Below are 19,660 nucleotides of genomic sequence, written 5' to 3' on the forward strand. Positions count from 1 at the left end.
CCATGAGTACGCAGGTACACGCCAATCTCACAGAGAGTCAGGTGGAACAGATTTCAGAGGATCTCGGCGAGCCCGAGTGGCTGCTGGAGACGCGAAAGGACGCGCTCGCAGCGCTCGAGGATCTGGAGATGCCGGATGTCATCCGGACGCCGGGTCGCACATGGACGAACCTCGACGCGCTCGAATACGAGTCGCTGGTCGACCCGCTCGACTACGCACAGGACAAAGATCGCGTCGACGCAGAGGGCGTCGAGGTGCTGTCTTGGAGCGAGGCGCTCGAAGAGCACGCGGACCTCGTCAAGGAGCACTTCGGCAGCACTGTCGACCCACAGCGGGACTACCTCACTGCGCTGTCGACGGCCCTGTTCTCGGCCGGCACGGTCGTTTACGTCCCCGAGGGCGTCGACGCCGAGGACGTGAAAATCCGGACGACGATGAACAGCCAGTCGCTGTTCAATTACACGCTCGTCCTCGCCGAGGAGTCCTCGTCCGTGACGATTCTGGAGCGCCAGCAGACCGGCGAAACGACCGACGCTGACCAGTACTACTCCGGCATCGTCGAAGTCGTCGCCGAGGAGAACGCCTACGTCCAGTACGGTGCGCTCCAGAACCTCTCGGAGGAGACCTACAACTTCCAAGTCAAGCGCGGCCACGCCGACACCTACGCCACGGTCAACTGGATCGACGGCAACATCGGCTCCCGCCTGACCAAGTCCAACGTCGAGACCCGACTGCTGGGCGACTCCTCCGAATCCCAGATTCTGGGCGCGTTCTTCGGCCACGAAGACCAACACTTCGACATCGCGTCGCGTGTCTGGCACGAGGCCGAACACACCATCGCCGACCTCGTCACCCGCGGCGTTCTCGACGATGACGCCCGCTCGGTGTACGAAGGCGTCCAAGATGTCGGTCGCGAGGCATGGGACACGTCATCCTACCAGCGTGAGAACACGCTCATGCTCTCCGATGACTCCGAGGCCGACGCGTCGCCGAAGCTCATCATCAACAACCACGACACCGAGGCCTCCCACTCCGCGACGGTCGGGCAGGTCGACGCAGAGGACATGTTCTACATGACCTCCCGCGGTGTCGACCCGGAGCGAGCGAAGAATATGCTCGTCGAAGGGTTCTACGTCCCTGTACTCGAAGAGGTGCAGGTCGACGAACTCCGCGAAGACCTCGACCAGCTGATCTACGAGCGTCTGCGCGAGTAATCGGCCGATTACTCTCGTAGGCTCGAAAGAACTCGTTCTTTTGACGGCTGTGTACGTGGTCGTTTGCGTGGCTTTGTAACCCCGGAAGCAGTCGACCTGCTGGCCGCTTTGAGAGTCACGAGCGGGTTTGTACCGATAGCGTCTGAAGAGTGAGCAACGGCCAGTTGCGCGACCAAGCGGCGACAGGGAACCGCTTAAGTCCGGCCCTCTCTGAACTACGTGTATGACTGCAGCACAGCGCCGAGCGGGGGTGTTGCCGTGAGTCTCACACAGCCGGTCGCGTCCGACCATCAGCTCGCCCGGCTGCTACAGATCGGTATCGTCCTCGAAGAGGTCGTCGAGGCACGGTCGGCCAAGCACGCAGAGGAAACGAGCGGTGAGCACGAACAGGCAGTACTCGACCTCCTCGAACACGCCGAGACGGAGTCGGCCGACCACCGCCGGCAACTGGAGGCGCTCATCGACGACCTCGAAGCGGATACCGTCCCGTTCGAGGAAATCGAGATGCTAGTCGAGGCCCAGTACGAAGCCGACAAAGACTTCGATGGCGTGCTGTACGACCAGCTCTGTAACGAGGAGACGGCGTACAAGTTCTACGACGACCTCATCGACGCGATTGAGGCGTCCGACGTGACGTTCACTATCGACCGCGAGCGGCTGCTTGCCGTGCTGTCGGACATCCGCGAGGACGAGGCAGAGGGCGTCGAAGACGTGACTGACCTGATGGAGGATTATCAATGAACACGCAGGCCCAGTATCTGAAAGCGATCTATCTCACGCAACAGCAAGAAGACGGCCCGGCATCCACCGGCGACGTGGCGGACATGCTCGATGTCAGCCCGGCGAGCGCCAATGAGATGATCGGTAAACTCGAAAACCGAGGGCTGCTGAACCACGAGAAGTACAAAGGCGTCGACCTCACTGACGACGGCATCGCACAGGCCCGTGAGGCGCTCCAGAACTACTGCATCATCGAGCGGTTCCTCATCGAAGTGCTAGAGGTCGAGGAGTTCAGGGCCGAGGCAAAGCAACTAGAGGGCGTTATCGACGAAACGGTTGCCGAGCGCCTCGACACGATTATCGACCGCAAACCACAGTGTCCGGACTGTTTCGACCCCGAGGGCGACGTCTGTGGTCTGCTCGAAGTCGAGGCGGAAGTCACCAGCGACTGACCGACCGCTCTCGAAGCGTTCAAGTGCGTTCCGTCGATTATCCTGAATACGGATAACTCAGAGTGAGTGCAGTCCCGTGGTGGTGAGCAGAACCGGACGGTTCTGCGAGGTACACGGGACGAGCGAAGCGAAGTCCCGTGGTGTAGTGGCCAATCATAAGGGCCTTTGGAGCCCTTGACGGCGGTTCGAATCCGCCCGGGACTACTTTTGTCGCGAGTAATACCGTGAGCGACAAATATGGTCAGCGGATTCGAAGCAGGGAGTGAAGCAACGCGGAGCGACTGCGGTTCGAATCCGCCCGGGACTATTCTATCCGAACAAAGTGAGGACGAATAGCGGCTGGCGGACTATGCTGTGAGGAAAAAGCAAACAGCGGCCGGTTTCTGTATGCCCCGATACGAGAGCGAGTGGACAGTGGACAGACACGGGGCGGTCGTGGCCACAAATTGCAGTCCCCCCGCATGAATAGCCGAACGAGTGTCCCAAATACTGACATCGAACTGTAGATTTATGATGTTCCATGCCAACTAGTGGCATATGCAAATCAGGGAGGCAGTGCCGTCGGACCGGCCAGCTATCCGTGACGTGGCGCGTCGTTCATTAGCGGCGTCGTACTCGCTGGGGCCGAAGGCGATCACGAGCGCCATCGAGGAGTGGTACGACGAGGAGCGCATCGGGGACATACTTGACGATGAGAGTAATCGGTTGCTTCTCGTTGGCGAGCAGAAGGGGCAGGTGGTCGGCCTCTCAGAGAGCGTTCTGTCGGGCGATAGTATCGGGACGATTCTCTGGTTGCACGTCGACCCGGCGTACCGAGGCGAGGGAATCGGGTCAGCATTGTTCGATGAGACCCACGGGGAACTCCATGACCGCGGCGCCGAGACGCTTCAGGGACGCGTGCTCGCCGACAACGTCGAGGGCAACAGCTTCTACGAGGACCGCGGCTTCGAACGCGCCGGCACGGGTGAAGTCGACATCGCCGGACGGACTTACGTCGAGAACCTCTATACCGACGCCGACGAGCTGGGACGCGAGCCCATAACTGACGACAGCCGGACGGTCTATGTTGACCACAACAACCACGAGTCCGGGTCGATGGCGCCGTTCCACGTGGTCCACGTCACAGAGGAAGGGAGCGACCGCTATGGCTACTACTGCAGTAACTGCGAAACGCTGGCGAACGCGATGGACTCGATGGGCCGGATCGAATGTGACAACTGCGGAAACGTTCGCAAGCCGATGCGCTGGGACGCCGCCTACCTGTAATTACGGCGGCGACTGGTCCCCCGTTCGCTGTGACGATTCCTGCTTGTTCGCCGGGAGCAGTATCAGCTTGTAGTACAGTCCGAACAGACACAGGGCGATACCGACGCCGACGAGTACGTCAGTCACCGCGTGTTCGTTTATCGCGTGGGTAACAATCGATGCATCGCCGACGGGCGTGTGAAGTGGCTGGAGAGGCATATGTGCTGATTTATCTATTAGCTGTAAAAAGCCGGACTAATGTTCCCAGCCGCTGAGAACCAGTCGTCGGCTGTCATCCGAGAGAGGCTCCACCTGACACGGAGTCGGGGACGGTGATGGCGGCTGTCCGCTGTCTGGGGCGCTGCTCCACAGGCCGGTTTCGCGACGCTGTTTGCATCCAGAAATGCCGGGTGTGGCAGCCGTTCTCCCTGTCGTAACGCTAAAGAGTCGAACGTACGTCTATATGTGTAAGATGACTATCGAAATCCGTCTCCGGAGGTGGTGCTGTGGGCGTCGAGATTAGGGAGTCACCTGTCTCAGCCGACGCGTTCGAGGATATGAAGGAGTTCGTCCACGACTACCTCGCGGCGAGCGTCGAAAACGAAGAAGAAGGCGGCCGCATGCGCTGGTACCCGTGGCACTCTGCGGAGTATCGCTTCAACCACATCCTCAACGTCGTCGATATCGCGACAAAAATCGCCCGTAAAGAAGGGGCGAACGTGGACGTGACTCGCGTGGCAGCATTGTTTCACGATATCGCGAAACTGGAGGCCGAGCAGGATCTCCACGCCGAAGCCGGCGCTCGGATCGCACGCGAGTATCTGAGGGCACACGGTGACTACCCCGAATCGTTCATCGAACAGGTCTGTTCCGCCGTTGAGGCCCACTCGTTCCAAGGGCCGCTGAACGAGTTGCCCTTGGAGGTCCAGTGCCTCATCGAGGCAGATATTCTGGATAAGGTCGGTGCAAACGGGACTGCGCTGATGCTGTTGCGCATGGGGTATGAGTCCCGGACGCACATGGACGCGGCCGAAATGGTCGACCGTGTCATCGAGCGCGGCGAGGACGCCCGCGAGCGCGTCGAGAGCGACACGGCCGAGTCCATCGTCCACCAGCGGCTCAAGCGGACGCGTTGGTTCCAAGAGTGGCTGACGATGGAGGTCGCCGAAATGGCCGTCGAAGACGACCTCGACGATGTGGCGACCGGAATGGGCGACTCATAGCGCCCGCAGTAAGAACAGAACGCCGGTCCCGGCGAGAACAGCGGCGCTGACCCACGCGATTAGCGGTGCGAGCCGTTCGATGCGCGTTCTCGCGGCGACAATCGCTGCCGGAAACCCCGTAATCCAGAGGCCGATACCGCCGAAAAACCCGGCTAACAGCACTGGATGCCCTGTCTGGACCGTCAGTGCATCGGCTCCGACCGCGGGCACGTACGACGCCACGTCGACCACGCCCGGTTCGAGGAGGCTGACGCCGACGGTGAGCCAGAAGGCGACCTGATAAGGGTTTGTCAGCGCCAAGACGAGCGCCTTACGAAAGCCGCGACTGTCTCCAGACGTGACCGACGAGGACTCGTCGGTCACTACTGTATTTGCTTCTTGCACTGCTCCGTAGGCGAACCAGAGCATCAGGAGCCCACCGGCACCGACCATCACGCGTCGAACCCCCGGTGTCTCGGTGATGACCGTGGCAGCGCCGAGCACGGCGAGGACGAGGAAACAGGCGTCGGCGGTCATCGCGCCGAGGCCGGCGAAGAAGCCGGCCCGCCAGCCTCGTAAGGCGCTCTCCTCGGCGATAACGGCGTTCATTGGGCCCGGCGGTGCGGCCAGTGCGAGGCCGAACAGGACGCCACCGAGGGCTGTCGGGACGAGCGAGAGCGCACCGAGCTGGAGCAGGCCGAGTGAGTGATGCATCTACAGTCAGTGAAAACAGAGAGAAAATCCCGCAGACTTACAGCTTGCCGGCCTTCTGGAGCTTCATCAGGTCCTCGGTGTCGAGGGTCTCGCCTTCCTTGAACTTCTGATAAATCTCCTCGGCTTCCTCGCGCGCGGCTTCCTGCTTCTCCTCGCGCTGGGAGCGTTCCTGCTCCTCTTCCTTCTTGTCGAGTTCGCGGAGGCGCTTCTGGACGCGGACGAAGTCCTCGTGGTGCTGGTCGGCCGCTTCCTGCGCTTCGACGAACTCCTCGTGTTTCTCGTCGGCCTCGTCACGGATCTCGTCGGCCTCGCGGTAGGCCTCGATCATCTCGTTGTGGTGCTTCTGGGCCTCGTCGGCCAGTTCGGTCACCTTCTGGTGGTGCTTCGAGGCTTCCGAGCGGACCTCTTCTGCTTCCTCTTTGAGTTCTTCGAGGTCGCCGCCCTGATCGAGTTTCTCCTGTTTCTCTTGGAGCTTCTCGCGCTTGGTCTCGATCTTCTCGATGAGCTCTTTCTCGTCTTCCGAGGAGAGTACCTCAGTCTGTTGCTTGAATTCGAGGTCTTCGATCTCCTCTTTGAGCTGGTCGACCGACGTGCCCTCGTCGAGTTCGAGGTCGTTTTTCAGGTTGTCGACCTTGTCGAACAACTCGTTTGCTTCCGCATTGAGCTCGTTGCGCTGGTCCTTGTGTTCCTGAACCTGCTCGTTGAGCTCGTCGCGCTTCTCGCGGTGTTCCTGCGCTTCGTCGACCTTCTCGCGAGTCTTCGCGTTCAGGTCATCGCGGGCGGAGGCCCGCTCGGACGCCATCTGGTTCAGCTCGTTCCGTCGGTCACGGAGCTGGCCGGCGAGTTTGATAAGCTCGCCTTTCGATTTGTTTTCGAGATCCTCTTCGGTTACTGTAACGTTCTTTGATTCGTCTATCGAGTCTGCCATTGTTGAATCCTCTATGCCATCACCGCTTCAGCACAGACAGTCGGCCCACTACTGAGGGGCTGACACCAATAACAAGGGTTCCCTCTCATGTTGGGCTGAAAGCGATACTGCCTGAACGCGGAAGCGTTCTGGTGTCTATGAATAGAGGTGGATATTGTTTAAACATTCCGGTGCACTGAATACCGCGCCAACGTCTCACACGCCCTATTTCGGCGGTGAGACGGCCAATATCACACCGAGGCTCCCTGCTATATCACGCCTGTATATTACTCGCTAATACGGTACTCGTTCTTGACAACAGTCTGGCCGTCGGTGGCGGCAAGCGTCACGTCGTCACCGGCCGAGAGGGTGAGCGTATCGACGGTGACGCGGGCGAACGGCCCGACGGTGTGTTCGGCCTGTTCGCGGTCGCCGTTGCGGTCCCATTCGACGGTGAGTTCCGCTTTCTCCGGACGGTCGTGGAGGACAACGATATCCTGCTCACCGGGGGTCGGCTCCGAGAGGACGACCTGCGTGGGCTCATAGCTGTCGGCGAGAACGCTAAAGGCCGTCTTCTCGGTCCCGTCAGCGGCAAGCAACCCTGTGCCTGCGCCACCGACGTCACGGAGGCTGTCGACGACGACAATGGACGCGTTGCGTCGACGGAGCATCTCGGCGACCTCGCGAACGACGCCGGTCTGATACGCCTGTGATTTGTCGAGGCCGCCATCGACGTGGCGGTCGTGGCAGGCGCTATCGAATCCGGGACTGTCGCCCGGGTCCGGCGTTCCCAGCGCACCGGCCCCGAAGCCCGCCACGACATCGCCGACGCCGAACTGTGAACAGAGCCACGAGAGGTCGGCTGTGTTGCCGTACTTCCATCCCGGGTACAGCGTGGCCGCGTCGGGGTCGATTCCGGGCGGCCCGACGACCGGGAACGTCGGGACCGAGTCGACAGCCGATGCTACCGATTCGTCGTCCGCGCTGTCGTAACCGACTCGCCAGGCACGCCACCGAAAGCGCAGTCGGTCGAGCACGCCAGACCCCAGTCCGTCGGCGTACGACGACACCGGCTCGTCGTGCACGCCGACCGCCGCGAAACTGGGATACTGTGCGTAGACCCCGTCGAGGCGCGTTGCGAGGTCGGCCCCTCGTTCGCTGTCGAACGACCCGGGGCCGGACAGCGGGAGGTCCTGCCAGAGTAGGACGCCGTGGTCGTCACAGGCGCGAGCTACCTCGGGCGGCGTCCCTTGCGCCCGAACCCGGACCAGATTTGCATTGGCGTCGACGGCCCGTGCGACATCTTCCGCGGTCGGGTCCAGCAGCGTCACGCCACGAACCGGCACGTTCTCGCCGTTGATTCGCAGGCCGTCGTCGTAGGAAACGGTTCGAAGTCCCGTCATCACCGAGTGCTCGTCGTCGCCAAGTTTTGCCCTGAGGACGTACCGGGACTGCTCGCCGCGGTCGTGGGGCCACCACAGCGACGGATCTCGCACGTCCATCGTGTAGGTCACCGTCGCCGTCTCCTCATCAGTCGAGACGCGGGCCCGGTCCATCATCCCCCCGCTGCGTACGTTGCCTTCCGGCCGGAGCGAGAGAGTCATCCGGTCGTCGAGTGGCTCCGCCGTCAGGACAGTTGCCGACACCTCGACAGTCGCGTCAATCACGCCCTCGTCCGACACTTGCGGTCGGACCGAGAGCTCGCTCACGCAGGGGTCCGGCCGCGTTTCGAGCGTCGCGTCCCACCAGATGCCCGGGACACAGCGCTCCGGCGGAAGCTGGTCAGTCGCGTGCAGGCCGCCGAAGCGGCCCTCCGGCGCGCGACACTCCACGACGACTCGGTACTCCTCGCGCTCGGGGAGGCGAACCCGGAGCGGCTCGAAGTAGGCGTCGTGGTTGGCGAGCAAATCGCCGTTGCACCACACGCGTGTGTGTGCGTAGGTCCCGTTCAGTACAAGCAAGGCGTGTGCGTCGCTCTCGTCCCGCGGGTCCGAGAACGTTGTTTCGTAGGCTACGGCCCCGGCCCCAGCGAACTGTTCGGGCCGGCCGGGCACTGACACCGGTTCCCACGCCCCCGGGGACGGCATCTCGTCGTCCGGCGCAACCGCCGCGCCGCGCCACTCCAGCGACATACCTTGTGGCCCGTTCCGCGGGGGCATATCCTTTGCCCCACGGCTTCACTTTCACTTTCACTCCGGGGATGGCTCGCTTTGACATAGGTAGCCACCTACTATCCAGATATGCTCACCGAACTGCACGAAGCGGCGACACTCACCTGTGAGGCCCAGCACTGCGAGCGCCCGCTCGGCGAGCCGGCGCTGGTGTTCGAGACCGACGCTGGCCGCCGTGAGGCCCACGAGTGCCAGTGCGGTGCGGTGACGGTTACCGTCGTCCGGCCGGAGTCGTCCCGCTGAAGTACGCCCGGCGGTGACCGGGAGGTATGACACTCGAGGAAGTGGTCCATGCACAGGGCCACGAGAACGTCTCCGGCGAACACGCCAGCACGCTGGAAGTAACGAGCGACGACTTTCTGACCCCTGCAGGCGACTGCATCCTCGCTATCGAAGCCGACCGCGTCCCCGCCGACTTCGACGACGAGTTCGTGGCGGCCTGCCGGGACGCCGGCGCGACGATCACGGCGACTATTGAGGCCGGCGACCAGACTGTTACCGTGACTGGGACCGGCCACCCCGACCTGTCCTTCGAGAACGACCGGAGCCACGTCCTACGGACGAGCGACTACGTCGACGACCGGACCGTGATGGTAAACGCCGACGCGGCGGCCGGTGATGTCGACCGCGACCTCGTCGACGCGCTCGCTGACGGGCACGATGCGACGCTGACGCTGTCTGTCGAACCCAGTAGCGAGTAGGCGGTCTTCTGGTATCGGTCGCGCCGCTCTCCGGCGCAGTCAAAAGAAAACAGGTTGTGAACGGCTTACGACGACGAGATGACGTCGTCGATGCGGACGATCATCGTTGCCGCCTCGGTGGCGGAGTCGACCGCTTCGCGCTTGACAGCGGCGGGGTCGAGAATGCCGTAGTCGACGGGGTCATCTACGACGCCGGTCTGGCCTTCGCTGATGATGCCGGCGATGCCCTCGCTCTCGTGTTCGGCGCGGAGATCGACGAGTGCGTCGATGGCGTCGAGGCCCGTGTTCTCCGCGAGCGTGCGGGGCAGCACGTCGACGGCGTCGGCGAACGCTTCGACGGCGAGCTGCTTGCGGCCCTCGATGGACGCCGCTTCCGAGCGGATGTGGTCGGCGATGGCGATTTCGGTCGCGCCTGCGCCGGGGACCACACCGCCGGCGTCGAGCGCGGCGATGACGGTGTCGAGTGCGTCGTTGAGCGCGCGTTCGAGTTCGTCGACGACGTGTTCGGTGGAGCCGCGAGCGATGACCGTGACGGACTCGGCGGTCGCGCCGCCGGTGATGAACGTCACGTCGTCGTCGCCCTGCTTCTCGACGTTGACGCTGTCGGCGTGGCCGAGTGCGTCTTCGTCAAGGGCTTCGAGGGAGCCGACGCGCTTTGCGCCGGTGGCCTCGACGATGTCCTTGGCGGTCGAGGAACCGATGCTGTCGGCGACGAAGACGCCTTCCTTGGCGAGCTGGGAGGCGACGCGGTCGGCGACATCCTCGGTAACGAAGGCAACGTCAGCGCCACTCTCGACGACTTCCTCGGCGTAGCCGCTGAGTTCCTGCTCCTCGGCGTCGAGGGCGGCGTTGAGCTGGTCGACGCTGGAGACGTTGTACTCGGCGTCGATGTTGCTCTCGCGGACGTCGAGCTCGGTGTCGATGACTGCGATGGATGCGTCCTCAACCGAGGTCGGCATGTTGTCGTGGACGGCCGTCTCGTCGACGATGACGCCCTCGACGAGCTTGGTCGCGGAGGAAGCCGCACCCGTCTGGGTGTGGACTTCGATGTTGTCCCGGCGAACGCCGTTGTCGCTCTTGGCGTGACGGACAGCGTCGACGACGACTTCAGCGAGTTTCTCGGCCTCGACGTCACCGGTGCCCTTGCCGGTCATCGAGGATTCGGCGACTTCGACGAGCGTCTCGTCGTCGAGGTCAGCGTCGAGGACGATCTCGTTGATCGCGTCCTGTGCGAGCTCGGCGGCGGCGGAGTACCCTTCGACGATTGTTGTCGGGTGGACGTCGTCGTCGAGCAGGTCCTCGCCCTTGGTCAGCAGTTCCCCGGCCAGCACGGACGCCGTCGTCGTGCCGTCGCCCACTTCGTCCTCTTGGGTCTGGGCGACTTCGACGATCATCTGGGCCGCGGGGTGTTCGATGTCCATCTCGGAGAGGATGGTCGCCCCGTCGTTGGTGATAACCACATCACCGTCGTCGGAGACGAGCATCTTGTCCATGCCGCGGGGACCGAGCGTGGTCCGTACGGACTCGCTTACGGCCTTTCCGGCGGAGATGTTCGATGACTGTGCGTCCTTCCCGTGTGTGCGCTGGGCGTCCTCATCAAGGATGAAAAGAGGCTGGCCGCCCATGCGTCGCTGGCCAGATGACATATGTGTTGAACCTCACTTAAGACAAGGCAAGCGGTTCTATATAAAACTTTCTAACACCGAAGGCCGCTCGTCGGGTGACAGCGCCGTGCTGTCCCCGTAATCACGGCCGGACCTACACATCTTTTAATATGGGTGTATACACACCGTACAGTAGATGCTGGAGCTGGAGCACGGGTTCCGCGTTGTCGACGTACACGCACGGCTGGAGCCTGACGAGCACCGCCGACCCAGAGACGGAATGGGTGACCCGGAGCAACTGGAACGGGAGATGCATCAGGCCGGCGTCGTCCGCTCCGTCGTCTTTCCTGACGAGCGAGATGGCTCGTATCTGAAAGCGAACAACGCCGTCGCCCGGATGACTGTCGAGCGGCCGATGATCGCCTTCGCCAGAGTCAACGGCGCTCGGGACCCGGGAAGCGGTCCCGGGTCGACCCTTCGAAACCTTGCGAGCAGCCGCACGGATGACCACACTTCGCCTGCGGACATCGAACAGTACGCCTACGACGACCGGTTCTACGGCTTCAAGCTCCATCCACCGGCCGACGGCTTGCCGGACGAGGACGTGCTCGCAGAACTGGAGGCGGTGTCGCTGCCCGTCATCGTCCATGGCGGTGAAGGGTTCCCACCTGAAGCCGTCGCTGAGTCGCTGTTAGCGTACGACTTCCCGGTCATCCTCTCGCACTTCGGCGCGCACCCACTCCAGCAGGAGTTGATGGAGCAGGCCATCGACCTGCTGGGAACCCACGACAATCTGTATCTCGACACCAGCGCAGTCCGCTACCGGCGGCCGATGGAGCGGGCGATTCTAGAACATCCCGACCGTGTTCTCTTCGGGAGCGGCGTCCCCAGTGTCCACCCGAACGTGGCCGTGATGGAGATTCTGACGCTGGACGTCCCAGAAGACGCGATGCGAAAGGTGTTTTCGAACAATCCAAACCGTGTCATCGAGGCGCTGGCCCCCTGACCGCCGGCAGCTACCGTTCCGGCCGGACGGATGCGGCTAGGGTCACCGCCAGTCGTACACGGTCACCGCGCGGTCAGCGCGCGCGGACCGACCGTTCGGATTCCGGCGGGTCGTCCGGTCGATCATGCGTGCCCGAAACCCGTCGACGATTCCGGACCCGACGCCGCCGAACACGTCCTGCCCGTTGCCGAGCCACTGGGACGGCGTCGTCTCCCCGCGTACGACATCGACCAGCGCGTCCTTCGCGTCACCGACCGCATGACTGAGAAGTCGCCGCAACACAGTCGGCCGAACGTTGTAGTTCTTCACCAGCCGATAGGCGAGCGAGCGGTACTTCCAGTTCCAGTCAGTCTCCGCGATGCCGCCGTCGGCCTCGAACTCGCGGCTGACGCACATTTTTGTACTCCAGTCGACGCCGTACTCGCTGGCGGCCATCCGGTGTGCGAAGTCCCGGGCGCTGCCGACGTTCAGGTACTCGTCGAACCCGTCGAGTGCTTCCAGCACCTCGGCATCGAACGCGACGTTGCCGGGGTTGAAATACGTCACGTCGCGGCCGGCTATCGTCCGTGTTTCCTCTGTTTCGGTCGTCATCCCGGCCCACAGTTGCTGGTGTGTCGGCCCAGTGATAGCTTTGGTTGCCCCCGCAAGTTCGCTTTTCACGGCGTCAGCCCAGCCGGACTCGACTGAGAGCGATTGATGGATGAGCGCGATAACGTCTCCCGTTGCCCTGTCGATTCCTGCGTTGCGGGCGACCGTGACCGAGCGGTCAGCGATTTCAACGAGAATAGACACGTCATCCCGGTCGCGGACCATGCCCGTCGTCCCGTCGGCTGACGGGCCGTTGACGACGATTACTTCGGCCTCGGGAACCTGCTCGGTGAGTGCGTCCAGACAGCCGGTCAACTCCTCCCGGCCGTTCAACGTCGGGACCACTACCGAGATATCCATACCTCTGGGTACGGCGGCGAAGGCGCTTAAAAGTCGCGGGAGACGGCGACAACTTGTTTACGCAGAGAAAACGGGTCGTTCAAGCGGCAACACGCTATACGTGGGTGTTCCAGTACGACACTGAGGCCAGCTTTTCGCCGAGCGGCGTGCCTCCGAGTGCCGTATCGAGCGAGCGGAACGAGGCGGCCAGCTCGTTCGGAATCTTCCGGTAGAACCCGTACGGAAGCAACCAATCGTGATTCGCGTCGGTCAGTTCCAGCCCGGCCCCGTCTAGCAGCCGGTCAATTTCCCAGCGGGAGTAGAGCCGCGATCCCATCGGGAGCGCCCAGTTGTAAATCGACCGGGTCGAAAACCGGTTGAACGTGTCGAAGAAGACCTGTTCCTTCGAGACGCGGCGCATCTCCGCGAGAAATGCCGCTGGCGTGTCCGCCAGATGGAAAAAGCGCATCGCAAACACGGTGTCGAAATGGTCGTCCGGGAACGGCAGCCGGGCGGCGTCGCCCCGCATGAATTCGACGTGATCGTCGACACCAGTCGCCTGTGCTTTCTCACGGCCCTGCTGGAGCATCGGTCCCGAGATGTCCAGCCCAGTGATGTCTGCGCCGCGTTCGGCCAGCATCACAGTGAACCGTCCAGTCCCGCAAGCTACCTCTAACACGTCCTTGTCAGCCACAGGGCCGATTGCGTCGAGGACGGCCTGTTTCTCGCGTCGATCGATCAGCCGACCGCCGCGGGAGAACCGCTTGGCCTCGTACTCTTCGGCCACGGTGTCGGCCTGATACCACTCCTGCCCTTTCACGGTGTATTGCTCACCCCGCGGGGGATAAAACGATACTGGAATCCCCTTTCATCCGTCGGGCTGTTTTCCGGTCAGGCCAGATGCGGCCGTACTCTCTACCCTGACAGTTCTGGGCGTGTTTTCTGGATAGAGCCGAGAACCGCACGATGGCAGTCCTGTATAAGGGTACATTAAACACTTCATAGAATCTGTATTGTTTGGTCATGCATATAGCCAAGTTTTACCAGTAAGTCTTGAATATCAGCCACTATGAGCGCATTAACTGAAAACGCTGCACCAGCACCTTTCACCGACGAGGAGTTCCGCGACACGCTGCGTGAACTCCCGCCGAGCGCGAAGCTCGTCGCGAAGGTGCTGGAAGACGACGCCCCGTTGTCACAGGGCGAATTGGCCGAGAACTCGCTGCTCCCGGACCGGACTGTCAGGTATGCACTGAACAGACTAGAGGACTCCGAACTGGTCGACTCCCGGTACAGTTTCACCGACGCACGCAAACAGGTTTATTTCCTCACGGTCTGACCCGCCGGCATGGACTGGCAGCGGGCCGACGTGTCCGTCCCGACACGGGCACCGACCGGCAGCACGGCTGCATACGTTTGCGGCGACGAGGCGGCTCTTCTCGTGGACCCTGCAGATACCGACGATGCGCTCGATTCGCTTCTCAACGACCGCACCCTCGCCCACATCGCGGTCACGCACCACCACCCGGACCACGCCGGTGCCGTCGCACACTACGCCAGAGAGACGAATGCGACGGTCTGGGCACGTCGTGGCCGAGCGAGCGCGTTCGAGGCCGCGACCGGCGTTTCTCCTGACAGACTGTTCAGCGACGGGACGACGATTCCGACCGATGTCGGCCGGGTCACCGTCCTCGATACGCCGGGACACGCGCCGGAGCACGTCGCCTTCACAACCGACGGCACCGTCGTCTCCGGTGACCTCGCTGTCGCCGAGGGTAGCGTCGTCGTCGGCGCGCCCGAGGGCGACGTTCGCGCCTACCTCACGTCACTGCGTCGCCTTCACGCCAGAAATCCCGACATGCTGCTGCCGAGCCACGGGCCGCGTATCGAGAACCCCCGAGAGACCTGTGCTCGGCTCATCGACCACCGACTGGAACGCGAGCGGCGTGTTCGGGCGGCTGTCAACGACGGGGCCGACACGCTTGAGGAAGTCCTTGACGGCGCTTACGAGAAGGACCTTACCGGCGTGCGCGACTTGGCCCGCGCAACAGTGCTTGCCCACCTCGAAAAACTGGCTGTCGAGGGCGCTATCTCGTGGGACGGCGAACGCGCCTTGCCGAACCCGGTGCGGTGACGCGCCCTTTTTCACCGTTGGCCCGCTACCACGGCCGTGGAGTCCCTCGAAACCGAACTCGAACGGGCCCGTGCGCTTGACGAGTCGGAGTTAGCCGACGCTATCGAGACCATCGGGTTCGAATGTACTCGCTGTGGGGCCTGCTGTAAGGCCGAATCGGCGTGCGGCGAGGGCGGAGCGAGCGAGGAGGCTAGCGACCAGTCCGATCCCGAACCCCACACAGCGACAGTGTTCCCTGACGAGATCCGGCAGCTACAGGCGGCCGAGGAGTACGACTTCCGCGACGTGGCTCGACCGATGCCGTACGGACTGGCCGACGGCTCGGACGGTCCCGAGGGCGAGACGTTCGAGTGGGCGCTCCAGACCGACGACTGCGGCGACTGCACCTTCTACGCCGAAGCCGACGACGGAATGGGTGCCTGTACGGTCCACGGCGACCGCCCGCTCATCTGTCAGACCTACCCGTTCAGCGTCGCCCTCGGCGGGACCAGCCAGCCGATGGGCGAAGCCGTCGACGAGGAAGGCATGGTCCGGGCCCACGAGTGCGAGGGACTCGGTCAGGACATCTCCAGAGCCGAGGCCGAGGAGTTGGCCGCAGCGCTCAAGGAACGTGCTATTCGAGAACTGACGGAAGCCATCGGCGTCCGCGACAACTATCGGCCCGTCGACCCGTCAGCCGGACAGATCGTCGTCCACGACTCCGAAGGAGCGAAGCGCCCCGATGGCAGTCCCTACGAGTAGCTTCAGATGTCGTTGATGATTTCGCCGACTGCGAAGTTCGACTTGACTTCGGTGACCTCTATCTTGACTCGCTCGTCGATCTCGGCCCCCGGAACGATGATGACGTAGCCGCGCTCGACACGGGCGATGCCGTCGCCCTGCTTGCCGATGTCTTCGATCTCGACGTAGCGCGTCTCACCCGGTTCGACCGGTGGCTGTGGCTGGTCCGGTGGCGTGTCTGACACCGTCTCTTCGTCCCTCTCTGTCTCCTCGTCTGTGGAGATGAGCGCAACACGGTAGGTACTGCCCGAGGCGACTGCGCCCGTCTCGACCTCTCGACGCGGGACCTCGACGACGTACCGGTCCCCCTCGTCGCGGATATCGGCACTGAACAGACACAGCAGTTGATCCGAGATTTCCAATGTGATAGACCTCCGTTCGGCCACAAAACGGGCCATTACTAAAGAACTGCCGGAGCGAACGACCAGTCACAACTGCGGGGCGAGGAGAGCACCCACGGTGTTTCCCGCCTGTACCAACTCCCTGTTACGTGGCCCAACTCGCGGCAGTATCCCCGCCTTGATCGAGGAAAACCGCGGGACGGCAGGCCGTTAACCGTCTGTACCAAATCCCATAAGGGTGTCTCGGTACTGCTAGTACCTGTACTAATGAGCGCCACCGCACAAACCCCCGACAGTCCGCTCTCGGACAAGCAGCGGCAGATTCTGGAGTATCTCCGTTCCAATGCCGACGACCAGACGTATTTCAAGTCCCGACTCATCGGCGACGAACTCGGGCTTTCGGCAAAGGAAGTCGGGACGAACATGACGGCCATCGCCGACGGCGACCATGACGTGGCCGTCGAGAAGTGGGGGTACTCTTCCTCGACGACGTGGATGGTCGAAGCCTGACCCCACACCCATGGGCGAGGACCAGACCCGGCCTACCGAACGAGCGGTACTGTAGCCTCGCATAGAGACAATTTCGGTGTCATCGCTCACGCTTCGCTTCAGACACGCTACCCCTTATATTCACGGCCGTATTGTCGATAGAGAATGTATATATTGGTACCAATTTGGCACATAGCTCGACGCAACACTGGGCGAGGCCGGTTCCCCGATTCGGGCCCTCAACGTTGATGACGACTTGCAGTACGCGGAGACGACGGCGGCCTTTCTCGAACGAGAGCGGGACGCGTTCGACATCGAGCCCGCGACGAGTGCATCGGAGGGGGTGGCCCAACTCGAATCAGCGCCTGACGGGATGGGGTTCGGCCTCGCAATCGTCGCGGATATCGCCGCCGTCCACGGGCGGGAAGTCAGCGCGACCGACAGCGAGTTGGGCGGGGCCAGATTCGAGATCACCGGTGTTGGCCGGGAGACGTGATCGACAGAAGAACGCGGCTCAGGGGTCGTATCGCAGCAGCGAATCGGCCTCACCCGCCAATTCAGCGACATCGTCACCGAAGGAGTCGGCGTATCGGATCAGGAGTGTCAGTACGGTTTCTGGCTCAGTGACCGCGTACCCGTCTTCTCGGGACAGCAGTCCGGCTGCCTCCAGATCAGCGGCGTAGTTGCTCACTGTCGGCCGTGAAACGTCCAGTTCGCTGGCCAGTTCCGACGCCGTCACGTCCGGGCGGCGAAGCAGCGTTACCAGCATCCCGCGGGCAGTCGACCGGCGGAGGTAGCCAAGCGCCACCCGCTCGAACTCGGAGAACTGGCCGGCCGGGAAGTAGCGCCGGTAGTCGCCGTCCTTCTGTGAGGCGACGACACCCTCGTTCTCCAACCGGTGGAGGTGGTGCTGGGCCTCGCCAGTCCCGAGTTTGAGGTCGTCGCGAAGCTTCGAGAAGTGCGTTCCGGGATGTGCCGAGACGTACCCGGCGATGGCATCGGGCGCGTCGCTCTCGCTCCCACTGTCGCCAAAGCGGGCAAACGGGCTCGCTGCACCGAGGGCGGCAAAGCGGCGGAGCGTCGCTCGCTTGTCTTCGTCCACGTCGCCCTCACGCGTCATTGCTACCGAAAAGGTGGGTCGGTAATAAAACGTCTTCGCCTGGGTATCAGTCAGTTGTCCTTATCGACTTCCGACGTTCGCGTCGTGTCGTCGGGGCCGCCGGCCACGTCCGTCGTGCCCGAGCCGTCGTCGATTTCGGCGTCCATCTCCTGAATCATCTCGTCGGCGCTGTCGAGACCGGAGTCCTGCCCCTGCTTGATCTTCTGTGCCTCTTCTTCCATCGCCTCGACATCGACTTCGGCTTCCTCGTCGATCTGACCGAGGATTTCCTCGATGTCGTCGAGGCCGAGCATCTCGCGGGTCTCGTCATCGAAGTCGAGCGCTTCCAACGAGTGGCCGTTCTCCTTCACGTCGGAGCCTTGGAGGTGCTTGCCGTAGCGGCCCACCAGCGAGGTGAGTTCCTGCGGGAGGATGAACTTCGTCGACTCGCCCTGCCCGATCTCGGCGAGCGTCTCCATTCCCTTGTCGATGACGGCGCGTTCGCCCATCGACTCGGCGGATTTCGCACGCAGGACGGTCGAGATGGCGTCACCCTGCGCTTCCAGAATCTGGCTCTGTTTCTCACCCTGAGCGCGGATGATGTTGGACTGCTTGTCACCTTCCGCCGTCTCGATGGCGGAGCGCCGTTCACCTTGGGCTTCCAGAATCATGGCACGGCGTTTCCGCTCGGCGGAGGTCTGTTGTTCCATGGCCTGCTGGACGTCCTTGGAGGGGTTGACCTCGCGGACCTCCACGCTCTCGACGCGGACACCCCACTCGTCGGTGGGTTCGTCGAGTTCCTTTCGGATGCGGGCGTTAATCTCGCCGCGTTTGTTCAGCGTGTCGTCCAGTTCCATGTCACCCAGCACGGCACGGAGGGTCGTCTGGGCGAGGTTGGAGACGGCACGCTCGTAGTTGTCGACTTCGAGGAAGGCTTTCTTCGGGTCCATCACCTTGATGTAGACGACGGCGTCGGCGGTCACCGGCGAGTTGTCGCGAGTGATCGCTTCCTGCCGTGGCACGTCGAGCGTCTGGGTACGCATATCGAACCGCGTCACGTCGGAGACGAAGGGATAGATGAAATGAATCCCCTGGTCGAGGACGCCGCGATAGGTACCGAGGACCGTGTAGGCACCTTTCTGGTACGGGCGGATGATCACGACGCTGGAATACACCAGCGCGATAGCGATCAGGAGGAAGATTACGGTAACGAAGCCGATGAGTCCTCCAGGTTGTAGCGGTGCTGTCGCGGGGAACATGACAGTCAAACCTCCGGAGCGCTCAAGGAAAAGGCTTCGGTGTCCCTGTCACAAACTACCGAATTGCACACCTACGCCCGCTCGGACTCTCGCTCCGGTTCGGCGTCCGCGTCGCTCTCGTTGCTCCGGTTCCGGTCCTGTTCGAGCGCGCGGTCGATTTCGTCGGCTCCTGACTCCACCGCTTCGACTTCCAGAACGTTCCCGCCGCCGGGGTCGATGACGATGACTTCCGTCCCCTCCGCGATGGGGTCGCCGGAACTGCGAGCCTGATAGTACGGATTGAAACCGCCGTCTTCCAGTTTGACCTCGCCGTCGCTCCGGGTCACACGCTCGGTCACGGTCCCGAACTGTCCCGTAAGCGAGTCAGAACTGAGCGTCTGGCCGCGGCCGGGTGCGGCGAAATCGAGCTTCCGATACCCCCAGAGCGTGACCGCTGTCGTTGCGAGGACGACGACGGTAAGGATAAACGGTGCGAGGATACCCAGACTCGCTGGGATGAACAGCCCGACCAGCCCTGCCGTCAGCAGGGCCACGCCGAGAACGAAAAAGTGAGTTCCGGGGGCCAGCGCTTCGCCCACGATGAGGCCTGCACCGGCCAGAAACAGCAGGATGGAGAGCGACATACCTAACAGTGGTTCGGCCTGCAGTAGGGCAACCGCCGCCAGCGGGTTCACCATGCCCTGACTTAGTGTCGG

The 19,660-nt window shown here is 62.8% G+C and carries 24 protein-coding genes and 1 tRNA gene; 14 read left to right on the plus strand and 11 right to left on the minus strand.

The window, feature by feature from the left end:
- Positions 1–2 precede the first annotated feature (2 nt).
- The 5 genes from sufD to Har1129_RS00780 all read left to right on the plus strand — a co-directional run bounded on the left by sufD (position 3) and on the right by Har1129_RS00780 (position 3,652).
- Positions 3–1,214, plus strand: a complete 1,212-nt coding sequence (sufD, locus tag Har1129_RS00760; RefSeq protein WP_151098908.1) for a Fe-S cluster assembly protein SufD — start codon at positions 3–5, stop codon at positions 1,212–1,214.
- 258 nt (positions 1,215–1,472) lie between these two features.
- Positions 1,473–1,955 carry a ferritin-like domain-containing protein gene (locus Har1129_RS00765; protein WP_151098909.1) on the plus strand — a complete coding sequence of 161 codons (483 nt, stop codon included), beginning with the start codon at positions 1,473–1,475 and terminating at the stop codon, positions 1,953–1,955.
- Positions 1,952–2,386 (plus strand): metal-dependent transcriptional regulator, encoded by a 435-nt coding sequence (locus Har1129_RS00770; protein ID WP_151098910.1) that lies wholly within the window; start codon positions 1,952–1,954, stop codon positions 2,384–2,386. Before Har1129_RS00765 ends, Har1129_RS00770 begins: the two co-directional genes overlap by 4 nt.
- Positions 2,387–2,517: 131 nt before the next feature.
- Positions 2,518–2,590: transfer RNA gene (locus tag Har1129_RS00775), tRNA-Gln, on the plus strand.
- A 333-nt stretch (positions 2,591–2,923) separates the two neighbouring features.
- The gene (locus Har1129_RS00780; RefSeq protein WP_151098911.1) at positions 2,924–3,652 is read left to right on the plus strand and encodes a GNAT family N-acetyltransferase; all 729 of its coding nucleotides are present in this window, start codon (positions 2,924–2,926) and stop codon (positions 3,650–3,652) included.
- Here Har1129_RS00780 and Har1129_RS00785 read toward each other — a convergent pair whose 3' ends face one another.
- Positions 3,653–3,850, minus strand: a complete 198-nt coding sequence (locus Har1129_RS00785; RefSeq protein WP_151098912.1) for a hypothetical protein — start codon at positions 3,848–3,850, stop codon at positions 3,653–3,655.
- 287 nt (positions 3,851–4,137) lie between these two features.
- Between Har1129_RS00785 and Har1129_RS00790 the strand changes: the two genes are divergently transcribed.
- Entirely contained in the window at positions 4,138–4,854 is a 717-nt protein-coding gene (locus Har1129_RS00790; protein ID WP_151098913.1) for an HD domain-containing protein, read from the plus strand.
- Here the strand turns inward: Har1129_RS00790 and Har1129_RS00795 are convergent.
- From Har1129_RS00795 to Har1129_RS00805, 3 genes are all read right to left on the minus strand, one after another.
- Entirely contained in the window at positions 4,849–5,547 is a 699-nt protein-coding gene (locus tag Har1129_RS00795) for a LysE family translocator (RefSeq protein ID WP_151098914.1), read from the minus strand. The two genes, Har1129_RS00790 and Har1129_RS00795, sit on opposite strands and share 6 nt — an antisense overlap.
- Before the next feature lie 37 nt (positions 5,548–5,584).
- Positions 5,585–6,475, minus strand: coding sequence for a coiled-coil protein (locus Har1129_RS00800; protein ID WP_151098915.1), 891 nt, complete (start codon positions 6,473–6,475; stop codon positions 5,585–5,587).
- 266 nt (positions 6,476–6,741) lie between these two features.
- Complete coding sequence (locus Har1129_RS00805; protein WP_151098916.1) at positions 6,742–8,586, minus strand: hydrolase; 1,845 nt, start codon at positions 8,584–8,586, stop codon at positions 6,742–6,744.
- A 108-nt stretch (positions 8,587–8,694) separates the two neighbouring features.
- Here Har1129_RS00805 and Har1129_RS20340 point away from each other — a divergent pair, with 108 nt between their 5' ends.
- On the plus strand, positions 8,695–8,868 hold the full coding sequence (locus Har1129_RS20340) for a hypothetical protein (RefSeq protein ID WP_191906104.1): 174 nt from the start codon (positions 8,695–8,697) through the stop codon (positions 8,866–8,868).
- A gap of 26 nt (positions 8,869–8,894) precedes the next feature.
- Positions 8,895–9,326, plus strand: coding sequence for a DUF371 domain-containing protein (locus Har1129_RS00810; RefSeq protein ID WP_151098917.1), 432 nt, complete (start codon positions 8,895–8,897; stop codon positions 9,324–9,326).
- A 65-nt stretch (positions 9,327–9,391) separates the two neighbouring features.
- On the opposite strand, the gene thsA is transcribed toward Har1129_RS00810, so the two are convergent.
- The gene (gene thsA / locus Har1129_RS00815) at positions 9,392–10,951 is read right to left on the minus strand and encodes a thermosome subunit alpha (RefSeq protein ID WP_151102060.1); all 1,560 of its coding nucleotides are present in this window, start codon (positions 10,949–10,951) and stop codon (positions 9,392–9,394) included.
- 175 nt (positions 10,952–11,126) lie between these two features.
- Between thsA and Har1129_RS00820 the strand changes: the two genes are divergently transcribed.
- The gene (locus Har1129_RS00820; RefSeq protein ID WP_151098918.1) at positions 11,127–11,936 is read left to right on the plus strand and encodes an amidohydrolase family protein; all 810 of its coding nucleotides are present in this window, start codon (positions 11,127–11,129) and stop codon (positions 11,934–11,936) included.
- A gap of 42 nt (positions 11,937–11,978) precedes the next feature.
- Here the strand turns inward: Har1129_RS00820 and Har1129_RS00825 are convergent, their stop codons facing one another.
- Positions 11,979–12,884 carry a glycosyltransferase family 2 protein gene (locus Har1129_RS00825; RefSeq protein ID WP_151098919.1) on the minus strand — a complete coding sequence of 302 codons (906 nt, stop codon included), beginning with the start codon at positions 12,882–12,884 and terminating at the stop codon, positions 11,979–11,981.
- Positions 12,885–12,978: 94 nt separating this feature from the next.
- A complete protein-coding gene (locus Har1129_RS00830) occupies positions 12,979–13,683 on the minus strand; it encodes a class I SAM-dependent methyltransferase (RefSeq protein ID WP_151098920.1) in 705 nt (234 codons plus the stop codon).
- 249 nt (positions 13,684–13,932) lie between these two features.
- Between Har1129_RS00830 and Har1129_RS00835 the strand changes: the two genes are divergently transcribed.
- From Har1129_RS00835 to Har1129_RS00845, 3 genes are read left to right on the plus strand one after another with little or no spacing between them, the layout of a single operon-like run.
- Complete coding sequence (locus Har1129_RS00835) at positions 13,933–14,202, plus strand: helix-turn-helix domain-containing protein (RefSeq protein ID WP_151098921.1); 270 nt, start codon at positions 13,933–13,935, stop codon at positions 14,200–14,202.
- Positions 14,203–14,211: 9 nt separating this feature from the next.
- Complete coding sequence (locus Har1129_RS00840; RefSeq protein WP_151098922.1) at positions 14,212–14,997, plus strand: MBL fold metallo-hydrolase; 786 nt, start codon at positions 14,212–14,214, stop codon at positions 14,995–14,997.
- A gap of 36 nt (positions 14,998–15,033) precedes the next feature.
- Positions 15,034–15,738, plus strand: coding sequence for a YkgJ family cysteine cluster protein (locus tag Har1129_RS00845; RefSeq protein ID WP_151098923.1), 705 nt, complete (start codon positions 15,034–15,036; stop codon positions 15,736–15,738).
- A gap of 2 nt (positions 15,739–15,740) precedes the next feature.
- Here the strand turns inward: Har1129_RS00845 and Har1129_RS00850 are convergent, their stop codons facing one another.
- A complete protein-coding gene (locus Har1129_RS00850) occupies positions 15,741–16,139 on the minus strand; it encodes a TRAM domain-containing protein (protein WP_151098924.1) in 399 nt (132 codons plus the stop codon).
- A 246-nt stretch (positions 16,140–16,385) separates the two neighbouring features.
- Here Har1129_RS00850 and Har1129_RS00855 point away from each other — a divergent pair, with 246 nt between their 5' ends.
- Together Har1129_RS00855 and Har1129_RS20820 are read left to right on the plus strand one after the other, a co-directional pair.
- The gene (locus Har1129_RS00855) at positions 16,386–16,628 is read left to right on the plus strand and encodes a hypothetical protein (protein WP_151098925.1); all 243 of its coding nucleotides are present in this window, start codon (positions 16,386–16,388) and stop codon (positions 16,626–16,628) included.
- A gap of 187 nt (positions 16,629–16,815) precedes the next feature.
- The gene (locus Har1129_RS20820) at positions 16,816–17,103 is read left to right on the plus strand and encodes a hypothetical protein (RefSeq protein WP_151098926.1); all 288 of its coding nucleotides are present in this window, start codon (positions 16,816–16,818) and stop codon (positions 17,101–17,103) included.
- An 18-nt stretch (positions 17,104–17,121) separates the two neighbouring features.
- Here the strand turns inward: Har1129_RS20820 and Har1129_RS00865 are convergent, their stop codons facing one another.
- From Har1129_RS00865 to Har1129_RS00875, 3 genes are all read right to left on the minus strand, one after another.
- Positions 17,122–17,727: a MarR family transcriptional regulator gene (locus Har1129_RS00865; protein WP_151098927.1), complete on the minus strand. Its 606-nt coding sequence runs from the start codon at positions 17,725–17,727 to the stop codon at positions 17,122–17,124.
- Between the two features lie 50 nt (positions 17,728–17,777).
- On the minus strand, positions 17,778–18,965 hold the full coding sequence (locus Har1129_RS00870) for an SPFH domain-containing protein (protein WP_151098928.1): 1,188 nt from the start codon (positions 18,963–18,965) through the stop codon (positions 17,778–17,780).
- Positions 18,966–19,036: 71 nt separating this feature from the next.
- On the minus strand, positions 19,037–19,642 hold the full coding sequence (locus tag Har1129_RS00875) for an NfeD family protein (RefSeq protein WP_151098929.1): 606 nt from the start codon (positions 19,640–19,642) through the stop codon (positions 19,037–19,039).
- Between the last annotated feature and the right edge of the window lie 18 nt (positions 19,643–19,660).

The sequence above is a fragment of the Haloarcula sp. CBA1129 genome (genome assembly GCF_008729015.1).
In the GTDB taxonomy this organism is placed as follows: Archaea; Halobacteriota; Halobacteria; order Halobacteriales; family Haloarculaceae; genus Haloarcula.

Coding starts and splice junctions, on each gene's coding strand:
- sufD (WP_151098908.1), top strand. CDS start 3: ATGAGTACGCAGGTACACGCCAATCTCACAGAGAGTCAGGTGGAACAG.
- Har1129_RS00770 (WP_151098910.1), top strand. CDS start 1,952: ATGAACACGCAGGCCCAGTATCTGAAAGCGATCTATCTCACGCAACAG.
- Har1129_RS00780 (WP_151098911.1), top strand. CDS start 2,924: ATGCAAATCAGGGAGGCAGTGCCGTCGGACCGGCCAGCTATCCGTGAC.
- Har1129_RS00785 (WP_151098912.1), bottom strand. CDS start 3,850: ATGCCTCTCCAGCCACTTCACACGCCCGTCGGCGATGCATCGATTGTT.
- Har1129_RS00795 (WP_151098914.1), bottom strand. CDS start 5,547: ATGCATCACTCACTCGGCCTGCTCCAGCTCGGTGCGCTCTCGCTCGTC.
- Har1129_RS00800 (WP_151098915.1), bottom strand. CDS start 6,475: ATGGCAGACTCGATAGACGAATCAAAGAACGTTACAGTAACCGAAGAG.
- Har1129_RS00805 (WP_151098916.1), bottom strand. CDS start 8,586: ATGTCGCTGGAGTGGCGCGGCGCGGCGGTTGCGCCGGACGACGAGATG.
- Har1129_RS20340 (WP_191906104.1), top strand. CDS start 8,695: ATGCTCACCGAACTGCACGAAGCGGCGACACTCACCTGTGAGGCCCAG.
- Har1129_RS00810 (WP_151098917.1), top strand. CDS start 8,895: ATGACACTCGAGGAAGTGGTCCATGCACAGGGCCACGAGAACGTCTCC.
- thsA (WP_151102060.1), bottom strand. CDS start 10,951: ATGGGCGGCCAGCCTCTTTTCATCCTTGATGAGGACGCCCAGCGCACA.
- Har1129_RS00820 (WP_151098918.1), top strand. CDS start 11,127: ATGCTGGAGCTGGAGCACGGGTTCCGCGTTGTCGACGTACACGCACGG.
- Har1129_RS00825 (WP_151098919.1), bottom strand. CDS start 12,884: ATGGATATCTCGGTAGTGGTCCCGACGTTGAACGGCCGGGAGGAGTTG.
- Har1129_RS00835 (WP_151098921.1), top strand. CDS start 13,933: ATGAGCGCATTAACTGAAAACGCTGCACCAGCACCTTTCACCGACGAG.
- Har1129_RS00840 (WP_151098922.1), top strand. CDS start 14,212: ATGGACTGGCAGCGGGCCGACGTGTCCGTCCCGACACGGGCACCGACC.
- Har1129_RS00855 (WP_151098925.1), top strand. CDS start 16,386: ATGAGCGCCACCGCACAAACCCCCGACAGTCCGCTCTCGGACAAGCAG.
- Har1129_RS00865 (WP_151098927.1), bottom strand. CDS start 17,727: ATGACGCGTGAGGGCGACGTGGACGAAGACAAGCGAGCGACGCTCCGC.
- Har1129_RS00870 (WP_151098928.1), bottom strand. CDS start 18,965: ATGTTCCCCGCGACAGCACCGCTACAACCTGGAGGACTCATCGGCTTC.
- Har1129_RS00875 (WP_151098929.1), bottom strand. CDS start 19,642: ATGGTGAACCCGCTGGCGGCGGTTGCCCTACTGCAGGCCGAACCACTG.